The sequence below is a fragment of the Tichowtungia aerotolerans genome (assembly GCF_009905215.1).
Lineage (GTDB): Bacteria > Verrucomicrobiota > Kiritimatiellia > Kiritimatiellales > Tichowtungiaceae > Tichowtungia > Tichowtungia aerotolerans.
In genome coordinates this window covers 2,825,057-2,837,585 of sequence record NZ_CP047593.1, presented here as the reverse complement: position 1 = coordinate 2,837,585, position 12,529 = coordinate 2,825,057, and the positions used below count along the sequence as shown (strand labels likewise).

Sequence of the window (12,529 nt, the reverse complement as noted above, 5' to 3'; positions counted from 1 at the left end):
AATTAATGACACCGTGAAAAACGGGGGATGCAGAAGATGAGTTGCGAATCAAAACAGGAATATATTGAGGTTCAGAGGCGGCGTTATTGCCGGGTTGCAAAAGCGTATAAAACCCGCCTGCTCGATGAAGTGTGCGAGGTGTGCGGCTACGACCGGAAGTATGCTATTAAGCTGTTGGGCCGGAGCAAACAGCCGTCAAAAAAGAAGCGCGGGCGCAAGAGCGAATATGATGATCCTGAACTGACAAAGGCCCTGAAGAGGCTATGGCTAAAATCCGGGCAGATGTGCTCAAAGCGCTTGAAGCAGGCGCTACCGCTTTGGCTCAACCACTATAAGAAGCACCATGGGGATCTGGCAGTCGGGTGCCGAAAAAAACTGCTGCAGATTAGTCAGGCCAGTATCGACCGATTGCTTAAGCCATACAAAGCTCAGCAACGACGCAAATGCAACACGGGCACAAAGCCCGGCACATTGCTGAAAAATCAAATCCCGATCCGAACCTCCAACGAGGACATTGATCGACCCGGCTATCTCGAAGCCGACACCGTTGCGCATTGCGGCGGATCAATGAGCGGTGAGTTTATCTGGTCAGTTACCTACACCGACATAAAGACCGGCTGGACTGCATTACGAGCGGTCTGGAACAAGGGTTACGAAGGTGTTCGCAACCAGACTCAGGATGTTGAACTCAGCCTGCCGTTTAAGATCCCGGGCTTCGACTGCGACAATGAAAGCGAGTTCCTTAATCATCATCTGACCCGTTATTTTCTGCACCGCGAACAGCCCGTTCACTTCACGCGCTCCCGTCCGTATCGTAAAAATGACAACGCGCATGTTGAGCAGAAAAACTGGCCCCATGTGCGCGAACTACTCGGCTATGACCGTCTTGATAACCCGGCCATGCTTAAAGAGCTAAATCGGCTCTATCAGGAATGGGAACAGCTGAACAACTTCTTCAAGCCATCGCTGAAGCTAAAGAGCAAAATGAGGCAGAAGAGCCGATATATAAAAACATACGATACGCCGGCGCCCCCCTTCCAACGCCTCAAAGCGTCAGGAATCCTCTCGGACAAGCAGGAGAAGGTGCTACAGGAACAATATGAATCGCTCGACCCATTCGAACTGGAGCAGCGCATCCAGCGACGACTAAAGAAAATAGAAAAAATGAAACCGGCGGCGGGCTCGCCGCAGTCGGGAGCCCCGGGGCTCCCGACTGCCTCCCGTTCCTTGACACCACTTCAACCAACAGGTACTTAACCATGCAGTTCAACGGATCTGAAACAGCCCGCTACGGTGTCATTTATTTATGAGTCAACGCGTTGGCTGAAAAGTGAAGTGAGCGGCAAGCAGATCACGACTGCATTGCGCACATGCGGTAATCGCGCCGCTCACGACTCGAATCAAAAATAACAGAAAATGCAAAACTGTTGGCTTTCCGCCTGCTGGGCAGTGAGTTCTCAACTCGTTCGATCCGTTGCTCACGCTGGGGGGGGGCACACTGAGTTCATGGCGCGATGAGATCGCCCGGATATGGCGCTTTTCAACCAAAGCAACAGCATTACCGGAAGGATCCCATATCAAGACGGCGGGCTCTTCCTCAAAGACGGGGGCAAGGGCGATCCCTGACTGCTAAGGTAGCAGTTGGAATAAAAAGGAGATCGCTATGCCCCAAGAGAAGATAGACCTGGTCGGCCCCGGCATCAAGGTTCATTCCGTAGTCCGCCACGGTGGCGTGATGATTCATGCCGAGTACGTTGGCCCGGTGGCCTGTCCGCAATGCAGTTCAGAGCAGCTGCGCACTAAGGATCGATTTGTACGGAAGCTGCGTCATGAAAGCATTGGAACGAAAAACACCTGGCTGTACTTGACGCTGCGTAAATATCGCTGCGAAGACTGCAGACGCTATTTTAGGGCCCGAGTGCCCGGCCTGCTGCCGTACCGGCGCAGTACCGAGATGTTCCGTCAGGAGATCTTTATGGATCACCGTGACGGCATCAGCCAGCAACAGCTGCACCGCACCCGGCGGATCGGATCCGCTACTGTCGAGCGGTGGTTTCATGACCATCTGGAGCTTAAAGAGAAGATGTTTTCCAGCCGGTTGTGCCCGACGGTTCTGGGTATTGATGAACACTTCTTCACCAAGAAGCAGGGATACGCAACGACCTTCTGTGACCTGCAGAAGCATCGGATATTCGAGGTAGCCAAGGGACGATCGGAGCACTCCCTGCATAGCGCTCTGATGCGAATGAAAGGCCGAGAGCGCGTTCAGGTGGTCTGTATCGACCTTTCATCAAGCTATCGCAGCTTGGCTCGGAAGTATTTCCCGAATGCATTGATCGTCAGCGATCGGTTCCATGTGGTGCGAACCGTCATCCGCCATTTCCTCGACACATGGAAGCTACTTGACCCTGTAGGGCGTAAAAACCGTGGGCTGCTATCGCTGATGCGCCGAAAAGGCGAAAACCTGCGCCCGGAGCAGCAAGCCCGTCTGGAGCGATATTTTGAGCAGAACCCAGCGATTGGTATGGTGTACAAGGCCAAAGAGGAGCTATGCGAACTGCTCAACCAGAAGCATCGAACACAAAAGGACTGCCGGCCGCTAATCTCACGCCTGCTGTACTGGATCGATCAGCTGCGCAACAGTCCATTCGAGCCGTTGCGCACGCTGGGGGCCACATTGAGTTCCTGGCGCGATGAGATCGCCCGGATGTGGAGGTTCACCCGCAACAACGGCATTACAGAAGGCTTCCATACCAAGATGGAGCTGATTCAAAGGAGAGCCTACGGCTTTAGGAATTTCAGCAATTACAGATTGAGAGTAACTGGACTCCTTCTTTCGGAATGAGTCTTATGTGGTTAATAAAAATTCGCCCTTGCCCCCGTCTTTGGGGAAGAGCCAGAGCCGAAAAGCCCGACTTTAAATTGGTAGCGGGAGTTGGATTTGAACCAACGACCTTCAGGTTATGAGCCTGACGAGCTACCGGGCTGCTCCATCCCGCAATCATCTTTTTCTCAAATTGGTAGCGGGGGTTGGATTTGAACCAACGACCTTCAGGTTATGAGCCTGACGAGCTACCGGGCTGCTCCACCCCGCAATCAAGAGTTGAAGAAGGTACTCTTTTCAGAACACGAGACAAGGGGAAATTTATAAAAATCTAACTTTCCCTCTGTCGCACGGCTTCATACATAAGAATAGCTGCAGAAACCGACACATTGAGCGAATCGTTTTTACCAAGCATTGGGATTCTCACCTCCAATATTTTCCAATCATTGGAAAATTTATCAGGAGCAGACTCAACCTGTCTCCAAACATCGGAAAGCCCCTGATCCTCCGCGCCGACCACAATCGCCAGCGGCCCTTTCAGATCACAGTCCGTGTAGACCGTTTCAGCATCCGGCATAGCGGAAAGCATTCGAACACCTTTCCCGTTAAGAAAAGCAATCGTTTCTTCCGAGGACGCCTCTGCCACCGGCAGGTAAAACAATGTACCGATGCTGTTGCGAATCACATTCGGGTTATTCAGGTCGGTCGCAGGATCGCATACGATCACGGCGTCCGCACCCGCACCGTCGGCCGTTCGCAGCAGTGCGCCGAGGTTCCCGGGCTTTTCCACTCCTTCCGCGACCAGAATCAGCGGATTCTCCGGCAGGTCCAGCTCAGCGAGCTTCCGGCCAATCAACGGCCCGACCGCCAGAATCCCGTCCGGGCTGTCGCGATAGGCTATCTTTTCAAACACGGCGTCCGAGACTTGGATAAAATCACACTCAAGCTTCCAATCATTGGAACTTTTTCCGCACAGCCAGAGCTCTGAAGGCTGCCATCCGTTTTCAATGGCGCGGGACACTTCGCGTGCGCCTTCGATTACAGTCAAACCTTCCGACCGACGGAAGGAGGGTTTTCGCTGAAGCTTAACAATTCGTTTAACGCGCGCGTTTTGCAGGCTGCTGATTTCTTCCATAGCCGAAACAATTAGCGTAGACTCCCGTTTCATGAAACAAAAAACCACTCTCTCCGCCGTTTTCGCAATGGTCAGCCTGAGTGCGTTCGCCCAGCTCGACATCCCGCAGGCTGGAAGCACCCGTGTCGACGGACGCATCAACGACTGGCGGCGACCGGAATGGTTTCAGATGAACACTGTCATCAACGGCACCCCGACCAACCTGTCCAACGTGCGCTGGACTGCGGCATGGGATGAGGACCCGATGATCTATATCGCCGTTCAATATGACGATGCAGATATTGTCCTGAAAAACGGAACCAATGCGGCGGACTGCGTAGAGGTTTATGTGCGCGGCGACACCGGAAGCTCTCCGACAGCATACGCCAAGAATCAACAAAGCGCACAAAGCTATCGTTTCGGTTTGGCAGCAGACAAAACCAGCACCTGGCTGCAAATGGGAGAATTCGAAAACATTCCGCGGCACAACCGGGCTAAAGCCGCAGTGAGTCTGGAAAACAACACTTTTACCTGTGAAATAGCCGTTCCGGTCTATGACTGGTTTGACCCGGATTACAGACATCGCTGCAGTGAATCAGAAATCATGACCGGGCGGGAACTCGGATTGGATATTGCGATCATTGATACAGGCAAAAACAAAACGACCGGTATGCTGGGGATCAATGGCCGCGACAAGCGCCACGACGCCAACGCGATCACCGAGCAGATTCTGGACGAATGATTAAGCCGTGTAGTCACAGGCAATGCGACTGCAAACCAGCGTCCTGACTAAACCGACAACAGCCTGATGATCCGGATGCTCCTGATACGCATTCAAATCATCGATTGAATCAAATTCGGAAGTTAGCGATATCGTCCCGCTGTCATCATCGATGCCGACCTCGATTTTCCGAAGTTCAGAAACTTTTCCATCCAGCGCTTCAAGCCGGTTTTTCATTTCCGTTTTCTGCTCAAGCGTTGCCTCTTCTTTCATCGTCCAGATGACAATATGCTTAATCATTCTGATCTCCTGTATAGGTCAAATCCATGTTTTTGGCAGCGGCCACCTCATCAAGGCGCCCCACCGGTGTCGTGACAGGTGCAGCATGCAGTGCGTCCGGATCGGTTTTGGACAGCTCCATGATTTCCTCCATCATCGTCACAAATTCGTCGAGCGTCTCTTTGGTCTCGGTTTCGGTCGGCTCAATCATGATCGCTTCCGGAACATTAAGCGGGAAGTAGATGGTCGGCGCATGCACACCGCGGTCGAGCAGTGCCTTGGCCAGGTCGAGCGTGTGAATGCCCTCGCCCAACGATTTTCCGCTGAAAACGCATTCGTGCATACAACGGCTCTCGGAAACGGCGGCATACGAACCGCGCAGTTTCTCGAGCAGGTAGTTGGCATTAAGCACTGCGCGGTTGCTGGTGCCGCGCAGGCCTTCCCTGCCGAGCATCAACAGGTAGGCATAGGCGCGCACCAGAATGGAAAAGTTGCCGTAAAACGGCGCAATATAACCGATGCTCTTCGGGTGGTCGTAATCCAGCGTATAGGTTCCGTCCTTGGTTTTCGCAACGCGCGAAATCGGCAGGAACGGACGAAGCTTCTCACAGACGCCGACCGGCCCGGTGCCCGGTCCGCCGCCGCCGTGCGGCGTTGAAAACGACTTGTGCAGATTGAGGTGACAGAGATCAAACCCGAGATCTCCCGGCTTGATACGCCCCATGATGGCGTTGAAGTTCGCGCCGTCATAGTACATCAGTCCATCCACAGCGTGAACCGCGTCAATCAGCTCTCTGATCTGCGGATTGAACACGCCCAGCGTATTCGGCAGCGTAAGCATGACGCCGGCCGTTTCCTCATTGACGGCCTCTTTGAATTTCTCCAGATCCATCACACCGTTCTCGTCGGACGGAACAGTTACCACACTGTAGCCGCCCAGCGCCGCGCTGGCCGGATTGGTTCCATGCGCTGAATCTGGAATAATGATGTGCGTCTTTTTATTGCCGCGGTCACGGTGATAAGCAGCCATCATCATCACAGCCGTCAGCTCGCCGTGCGAACCGGCCATCGGCTGAAGCGTAAACTCCGCCAGCCCGGTAATCTCGGAAAGAATGCGCTCCAGCGAATAGAGAATCTGCAACGAGCCCTGCGTCAGCAGTCCGCCGTGACGGAGCTGCGGCCAGAGCGGATGTGTCTCACACAGCTCCGGCACTGAAGCGGCCTTCTCGCAGGCTCGCGGGTTGTGCTTCATCGTACAGGAGCCCAGCGGGTAAAAATGGGTATCAACCGAAAAATTCAGGCGTGACAGACGGGTGTAGTGGCGCACCACTTCACTTTCCGATACCTCCGGCAGCTCTGCCGGCTCGCTGCGCAGCAATTCTGCAGGGATCACTTCTTCCGGAGAAATCCGGTCTTCGGGAATCCGCACTCCGCCCCGGCCCGGTGAACTTTTTTCAAAAATCAGCTTCATAACTTTTATTCCGTATTTCGTACTGCGTATTTTCCAAGAGGTGGAAACCGGCCCTTCCCTAAAGCACGCTTTCCAGTCTAGCGGCGAGGATATCGATCTCTTTTTTGGTTCGCTTTTCGGTGAAGGCAAAGAGCAGGACATTTTCCATGCCGACGTAGTACCGCCCGGCGGGGAAACCGGCGGCGATGCCCTCTTCGATCAGGTCGCTGACGACTTCGCTGGCGTCTTTGGGAAGCTTAAGAGCAAACTCATTGAAGAACGGACGATCAAACAGCGGCTCAACACCGTCAATGGCCTTAAGGCGTGTCCATGCATAGCCCGCGCGGTCCATGCACTGGCGGGCGACATCAGCGAAGCCGTGCTTACCAAGAAGGGAAAGGTAAACGATCGAGCGCAGCGCGCAGAGCTGCATGTTGGTGCAGATGTTTGACGCAGCTTTTTCGCGACGGATGTGCTGCTCGCGCGCCTGCAGAGTCAGCACGTAGCCGCGACGGCCCTGTGTGTCCTGTGTGGCTCCAACAATACGCCCCGGCATATTGCGCACCAGTTTTTTACGCGTGGCCATAAATCCGAGGTACGGACCGCCGAATGAAAGCGGCATTCCAAGACTCTGGCCTTCACCGGTTACAATATCCGCCCCCATTTCGCCAGGCGTTTTAAGCAGTCCCAGCGATACCGGATACGTCGAGACAACTGCGACCGCTTTTACTCGATGAATCTGCTCAATCAGGCCGGTCAGATCATCGATACAGCCGAAAAAGTTTGGATTCTGCAGCAGCACCGCACCAATGCTGTCATCCAGATGCTGAGCAAAGGCGTCGCGGTCCGCAATTCCGCCGCTGAGCGGAATTTCCTTGTAGTCAATTTTCAGATTGCGGGTATAGCTGCGAAGCATTGTGCGATAGATGGGGCTGACGCCCGTATCGACCAGTACGCAGTTGCGACGGGTAATGCGCAGCGCCATCATCATTCCCTCAAACAGCGCAGTACCGCCGTCGTAAAGAGAGGCATTGGAAACCTCCATGCCGGTCAGGCGGGCGATGGCGGTCTGATATTCATAGGCCGCCTGCAGGGTTCCCTGCGCGGCTTCCGGCTGATACGGCGTGTAAGCGGTGAAGAACTCGCCGCGTGAAGTCAGGGAATCAACAGCCGCCGGAATAAAATGGTCATAAAACCCTGCACCGCAGAAATTGGTGAGATCGCTGGAGTTTTTGCGCGCAATCTTCCGCAGGTGCTGCATCATTTCCATTTCGGACAGACCGGCAGACAAACCGAACTGATCCGTCTGGAACTCCGCCGGAATGTGCGAGAACAAATCATCAAAGCTTTCGGCATCGACCGCATGGAGCATGGCTTTTTCGTCGGCCGGACTGGTACAGACAAATGGTGTGTGGGACATAAGCAACTTCCTAACCTTAAATCTACCTCCTAATCCCGCATCCACTCCGGCCTCTCATCGATTCAGATTAGGAGTAAGATTAAGATTAAGAATTGAAGCCGGATATGATATGACCTCCCGGAATTGAAACAAGCCGAAAAGGAAGCGCTATGATCCAGCAAGCCGTAAAAGCCCTGACAGAAGGAATAAAACTTTCCCGCGATGAAGCATATGGAGCAATTACCGATGTCATGACCGGCGCAGCAACCCCGGCCCAGACCGGTGCTTTTATTACAGCCGTCCGGATGAGTGGAGTCACCCCTGAAATCATCGCCGGATCCGCAAAAGCAATGCGCGAAAACATGGTTAAAATCCCGTGCAACGATCCCGATGCCATCGACATTGTGGGAACCGGCGGCGACGGAGCCCACACCTTCAACATTTCCACAGCATCCGCATTTGTCACCGCCGGCGCAGGCGTCACCGTTGCCAAGCACGGCAGCTACGGGGTATCGAGCAAATGCGGCGCTGCCAATGTTTTGAGTGAGCTGGGCGTGAACCTGCAGTACAGCCCGCAGAAAATGGAACAGTGCCTGAATGAACTGGGCATCGCATTTCTTTTTGCGCCGACCCTTCATCCGGCGATGAAACACGCCGCCGGACCGCGTAAAGAACTCGGCTTCTGGAGCCTGTTTAATATCCTCGGACCGCTTTGCAACCCGGCCGGTGTCACCAACGGCGTACTCGGCGTCTTTTCCGCTGAGTTGGTACCGGTCATGGCCGACGCCTGCGCCCAGCTGGGTGCAAAAACCCTGTTTGTGGTACATGGCAATGACGGCCTCGACGAAATCACCACCACAACCACCACGCTGGTAACAGAAATTCGCCGCGGAAAACTTGAGACCTACGAAGTGCAACCGGCAGGATTCGGTTTTTCAGCGACCACATCCGACATCACCGGCGGCGAACCGGCAGAAAACGCAGTCATCGTCCGCTCGATCCTCGAAGGCAAAGAAAAAGGACCGAAGCGCAACATCGTTCTGCTCAACTCCGCATTTGCCATCATGGCATCCGGAAGAGCATCCACGCCGCCGGAAGGCATCGCCCTTGCCGAAGAATCCATCGACTCCGGTGCCGCCCTTGAAAAGCTCAAAAAACTGGCGGAAGCCTCGCAGGAATAAGCAATGCTATCAACCGACCTGATTATTATCGGCGGAGGAGCGGCGGGGCTTATGGCCGGAGCGGCGGCCGGCGAAGCGGGACTGAGGGCGATCATTCTGGAACGCTGCCCCAAACCCGGACGCAAACTCTTAATGTGCGGAAACAATCGCTGCAACATCACGTCCGCCCTACCCGCCGAGCAGATGCTGATCGATTACGGCGAACCGGCCGGCCCTTTCTTAAAAACCGCCATCACCGACTTTCCGCCGTCTGCTCTGCGCAACTGGTTTCACCAAAACGGACTGATCACGAAAATGCAGCGCGATCGGCGGGTGTACCCGCAAAGTGAGCGGGCAATTGATGTGCATCACTGCTTTACCGATCTGCTGGCGAAGCACAGCATCGGACTGATGCTCAACAGCCCGGTTGAGAACGTCCAGATATCGGGAAACGGGCTTTCTGTAAAAACTGCAAACGTCGAACTGACCGCAAAAAATGTTCTGATCGCGACCGGCGGCGTCAGCTATCCAAAAACCGGATCCGTCGGCGACGGACAGAAAATGGCCGCGGCGCTTGGGCATAAAATCCTGCCATACCGCCCGGGACTGGCCGGGTTTAATCTGCAACAACATCATCTGCGCGCGACGGACGAAGCAGTACTGAAAATTATTGTGGACGGAAAAACCATCGCCACGACATACGGCGCACTCGAAATCGAGAAGTACGGCATCAGCGGTCCCGCCGTCATCAACGCCTGCCGCATTATCTCGCGCCTCAATCTCAAAAACGTCTCATTCGAAATTTCCAAGAATGCGCCCGCACCCGACAACTCTTCCAAACCCCGGAAACTCAATCGGGCACAGGCACAGCCTGCATCCAAAGTTTGGAAAATTGAACCCGGGAAGCCGCGGCCGCTCAAGGAAGCCATGACGACGATCGGCGGCGTGGCACTGAATGAAGTGTATCCGCAAACCATGGAATCGAGAAAGGTTCCCGGCCTTTACTTTGCCGGCGAAGTGCTGGATGTGGACGGCCCGTGCGGCGGCTATAACCTGCAGGCCGCCTTTTCCACGGCCCGCCTCGCGATAGAATCGATTGCCAAAAACCATCCAATTCGCAAGTATCCGCCTCAAGCGCAAAAAAGGAGAAACCCCCGTGAAAAAAGATATTATTCAAACCGCCGCCGCTCCTGAACCGATCGGACCGTACTCTCAGGCCGTTGAATCTGACGGAACTCTTTACTGTTCCGGTCAGATTCCCGTAAACCCGCAAACCGGCGACATTCCCGAAACCATCGAAGAACAGGCTCATCAGGTTCTCGCGAACCTGCGGGCGGTTATTAAAGAAGCCGGCGGCGATCTGGAAGACGTCGTGAAAACCACCATCTTTCTGACGGACCTGAACTGCTTTGCCGCCGTCAACGCTATCTATGGCGAATACTTCGACGAAGCAACCGCTCCGGCCCGTTCCACCGTGCAGGTCTCCGCACTGCCCAAAGGCGTTTTTATTGAAATCGACGCCATTGCTAAACTGAACTAAGCCACCACGCTCAAAATATTTCCTTCACAAAACTGTCCCCACCATTGCATTCAAAGCCTACGACAGCCGTAGCGCTTATGCAGGGCACAGACAGCCCTTTCTCCTTAATTGTGATAATTATGATCATGATATATTGATTTGGTGATCCATTTCTGCTTCAATGACCTTTCTAACAACGAAAAGGAAATCTGAAATGGCAAATATTACGTTTAAAAGTGATGTTCAATGGAGCGGAACCGGCGTCAGTTCTGACGCCGTAAGCGGACCGCATACATTACGGATTGATGAACCAGAAGCTCTCGGCGGACAAAACACCGGCCCCAACCCGGTCGAGCTGCTTCTTTCGGCGCTCGGCGGCTGCCTTGTGGTGCTCGTCAACGCCTTCGCACCGGCACATGGCGTTGAGATAAACGACGTGAAGGTGGAAGTAGAAGGCGATCTCGATCCAGACGGTTTTCAAGGGATTGCCGATGTGCGTCCCGGATTCAGTGAAATCCGCTATCAACTGGTCATCGACTCTCCCTCTCCTGCCGACAAAGTGGCGGAACTCACAGAGCACGTACTGACCGCCTGCCCGGTCAAGGATACACTGAGCGGCGTGCCGGTTATCGCTGGCTGAAAAGGCTGGTTAAGAAAATGCTTTCATGGTTTTCTTTCAGGCCATGAAGGCATTTAAAGCATATGATATCCGCGGCGTTTACGGACGTGATTTTGATTCTTCCAATGTTTGGAAAATCGGTTTTTTTCTTCCGAAACTGCTAAACGCAGAAACCGTGCTGGTCGGACGCGACGACCGCGCCAGCTCGCCGGAAGTCTTTGAGGCGCTGTGCGGCGGCATCACAGCAGCAGGTGCGGACGTTGTATCCATCGGACAATGCACCACGCCGACTGTCTATTTTGCAACCGCCTCCGGGGGATACGACGCTGCGGTGATGATTACCGCCTCGCATAACCCACCGGAATACAACGGACTCAAGGTCTGCAAAACCGGCGCCCTGCCCGTCGATTATGCAACCGGACTTTCCGATCTCGAGCAGATGATTCAGGCAGAGGCTGTTCCTTCTGAGAGAGCAGGCAGCGTTCGGGAACTTGATGTACGCGATGACTATCTCAGCTTTCTGCGGCAGTACCTTCCGGACCTGTCCAAACTGAAAATCGGCGTCGACTGCTCCAACGGTATGGCCGGGCTGCTCATCAAAGATCTTCTCGGAACCGCTCCTGTCTATATCTACGATGATCTCGACGGAACCTTTCCCAACCATCCGCCGAACCCGCTCGAAGAAAAAAACTGCGCGGCCATCAAAAAACTGGTTTGCGATAACGGACTCGATATCGGACTGATTTTTGATGGCGATGCCGACCGCGTCATGTTCATCGACGAACGGGGCCGCTACGTGCAGCCCGATCTGGTTACCGGAGTGCTGGCTGAGTATTATCTGTCAGACAGGCCCGGTCGCGTCCTGCACGATATCCGCACATCGAAATCCGTTACGGAGCGGATCATCGAGCTCGGTGGAGAGCCGCACATGTGGAAGGTCGGACACTCATTTGCCAAACTGAAAATGCGCGAACTCGGCTGCATTGTCGGCGGCGAACTGGCGGGGCATTATTATTTCCGCGACTTTTTCAACTGTGATTCTGGCATTCTGACAGCACTGATCGTCCTGAGCGTTGCCGCAAAACTGAACGCCGAAGGGAAATCTTTCTCGGCCTGCATTGACGGACTGGTGCGCTACGCGAACTCCGGAGAACTGAACTTTCATATCGAAGCCAAAGATGATGCGATCGCCGCACTGGTCAGAACGTTTGCTGAAACAGAAAAACCGGTAGCAGTTTATGACTTCGACGGCATGCGTATTGAATTCCCCGACTGGTGGTTCAGCGTCCGGCCATCGAATACCGAGCCTTATCTGCGTCTGCTCATTGAAGCCAACGACCAAACAATCCTCGCTGAAAAACGATCTGCGATTGAAGCCGTCCTTACCTCATACCTATGAGCGGGAAGACTCTTTGAATTTACACAGACCCGTGAAATACGAAAA

At 54.1% G+C, this 12,529-nt stretch carries 12 protein-coding genes and 2 tRNA genes; 8 read left to right on the top strand and 6 right to left on the bottom strand.

The features are described 5' to 3' along the window. Positions 1–36: 36 nt before the first annotated feature. Together GT409_RS11615 and GT409_RS11610 are read left to right on the top strand one after the other, a co-directional pair. Complete coding sequence (locus GT409_RS11615; protein WP_233231544.1) at positions 37–1,257, top strand: integrase; 1,221 nt, start codon at positions 37–39, stop codon at positions 1,255–1,257. 406 nt (positions 1,258–1,663) lie between these two features. Continuing rightward, the gene (locus GT409_RS11610; RefSeq protein WP_160629243.1) at positions 1,664–2,845 is read left to right on the top strand and encodes an ISL3 family transposase; all 1,182 of its coding nucleotides are present in this window, start codon (positions 1,664–1,666) and stop codon (positions 2,843–2,845) included. Between the two features lie 78 nt (positions 2,846–2,923). On the opposite strand, the gene GT409_RS11605 is transcribed toward GT409_RS11610, so the two are convergent. The 3 genes from GT409_RS11605 to GT409_RS11595 form a co-directional block, all read right to left on the bottom strand. Continuing rightward, positions 2,924–3,000, bottom strand: a tRNA-Met gene (locus tag GT409_RS11605). Between the two features lie 18 nt (positions 3,001–3,018). Then, a tRNA-Met gene (locus tag GT409_RS11600) sits at positions 3,019–3,095 on the bottom strand. 60 nt (positions 3,096–3,155) lie between these two features. Beyond that, positions 3,156–3,992: a TrmH family RNA methyltransferase gene (locus tag GT409_RS11595; protein WP_233231543.1), complete on the bottom strand. Its 837-nt coding sequence runs from the start codon at positions 3,990–3,992 to the stop codon at positions 3,156–3,158. Between GT409_RS11595 and GT409_RS11590 the strand changes: the two genes are divergently transcribed. Beyond that, the gene (locus tag GT409_RS11590; protein WP_160629242.1) at positions 3,991–4,680 is read left to right on the top strand and encodes a DOMON domain-containing protein; all 690 of its coding nucleotides are present in this window, start codon (positions 3,991–3,993) and stop codon (positions 4,678–4,680) included. The two genes, GT409_RS11595 and GT409_RS11590, sit on opposite strands and share 2 nt — an antisense overlap. On the opposite strand, the gene GT409_RS11585 is transcribed toward GT409_RS11590, so the two are convergent. From GT409_RS11585 to gcvPA, 3 genes are read right to left on the bottom strand one after another with little or no spacing between them, the layout of a single operon-like run. Then, positions 4,681–4,959 carry a Dabb family protein gene (locus GT409_RS11585; protein ID WP_160629241.1) on the bottom strand — a complete coding sequence of 93 codons (279 nt, stop codon included), beginning with the start codon at positions 4,957–4,959 and terminating at the stop codon, positions 4,681–4,683. It abuts the gene before it with no gap. Beyond that, positions 4,952–6,409, bottom strand: coding sequence for an aminomethyl-transferring glycine dehydrogenase subunit GcvPB (gcvPB, locus tag GT409_RS11580; protein WP_160629240.1), 1,458 nt, complete (start codon positions 6,407–6,409; stop codon positions 4,952–4,954). The genes GT409_RS11585 and gcvPB overlap by 8 nt, the downstream gene beginning before the upstream one ends. Before the next feature lie 58 nt (positions 6,410–6,467). Continuing rightward, positions 6,468–7,808, bottom strand: coding sequence for an aminomethyl-transferring glycine dehydrogenase subunit GcvPA (gene gcvPA, locus GT409_RS11575; protein WP_160629239.1), 1,341 nt, complete (start codon positions 7,806–7,808; stop codon positions 6,468–6,470). A gap of 149 nt (positions 7,809–7,957) precedes the next feature. On the opposite strand from gcvPA, the gene trpD reads away from it, so the two are divergent. From trpD to GT409_RS11550, 5 genes are all read left to right on the top strand, one after another. Then, positions 7,958–8,968: an anthranilate phosphoribosyltransferase gene (trpD, locus tag GT409_RS11570; RefSeq protein ID WP_160629238.1), complete on the top strand. Its 1,011-nt coding sequence runs from the start codon at positions 7,958–7,960 to the stop codon at positions 8,966–8,968. A gap of 3 nt (positions 8,969–8,971) precedes the next feature. Further along, the gene (locus GT409_RS15930) at positions 8,972–10,141 is read left to right on the top strand and encodes an aminoacetone oxidase family FAD-binding enzyme (RefSeq protein ID WP_233231542.1); all 1,170 of its coding nucleotides are present in this window, start codon (positions 8,972–8,974) and stop codon (positions 10,139–10,141) included. Then, positions 10,104–10,487 (top strand): RidA family protein, encoded by a 384-nt coding sequence (locus tag GT409_RS11560; protein WP_160629237.1) that lies wholly within the window; start codon positions 10,104–10,106, stop codon positions 10,485–10,487. The genes GT409_RS15930 and GT409_RS11560 overlap by 38 nt, the downstream gene beginning before the upstream one ends. A gap of 193 nt (positions 10,488–10,680) precedes the next feature. Continuing rightward, on the top strand, positions 10,681–11,106 hold the full coding sequence (locus GT409_RS11555) for an OsmC family protein (RefSeq protein ID WP_160629236.1): 426 nt from the start codon (positions 10,681–10,683) through the stop codon (positions 11,104–11,106). Between the two features lie 25 nt (positions 11,107–11,131). Beyond that, complete coding sequence (locus GT409_RS11550; protein WP_233231541.1) at positions 11,132–12,484, top strand: phosphomannomutase/phosphoglucomutase; 1,353 nt, start codon at positions 11,132–11,134, stop codon at positions 12,482–12,484. Positions 12,485–12,529 lie beyond the last annotated feature (45 nt).

Coding starts and splice junctions, on each gene's coding strand:
- GT409_RS11615 (WP_233231544.1), top strand. CDS start 37: ATGAGTTGCGAATCAAAACAGGAATATATTGAGGTTCAGAGGCGGCGT.
- GT409_RS11610 (WP_160629243.1), top strand. CDS start 1,664: ATGCCCCAAGAGAAGATAGACCTGGTCGGCCCCGGCATCAAGGTTCAT.
- GT409_RS11590 (WP_160629242.1), top strand. CDS start 3,991: ATGAAACAAAAAACCACTCTCTCCGCCGTTTTCGCAATGGTCAGCCTG.
- GT409_RS11595 (WP_233231543.1), bottom strand. CDS start 3,992: ATGAAACGGGAGTCTACGCTAATTGTTTCGGCTATGGAAGAAATCAGC.
- GT409_RS11585 (WP_160629241.1), bottom strand. CDS start 4,959: ATGATTAAGCATATTGTCATCTGGACGATGAAAGAAGAGGCAACGCTT.
- gcvPB (WP_160629240.1), bottom strand. CDS start 6,409: ATGAAGCTGATTTTTGAAAAAAGTTCACCGGGCCGGGGCGGAGTGCGG.
- gcvPA (WP_160629239.1), bottom strand. CDS start 7,808: ATGTCCCACACACCATTTGTCTGTACCAGTCCGGCCGACGAAAAAGCC.
- trpD (WP_160629238.1), top strand. CDS start 7,958: ATGATCCAGCAAGCCGTAAAAGCCCTGACAGAAGGAATAAAACTTTCC.
- GT409_RS15930 (WP_233231542.1), top strand. CDS start 8,972: ATGCTATCAACCGACCTGATTATTATCGGCGGAGGAGCGGCGGGGCTT.
- GT409_RS11555 (WP_160629236.1), top strand. CDS start 10,681: ATGGCAAATATTACGTTTAAAAGTGATGTTCAATGGAGCGGAACCGGC.
- GT409_RS11550 (WP_233231541.1), top strand. CDS start 11,132: ATGGTTTTCTTTCAGGCCATGAAGGCATTTAAAGCATATGATATCCGC.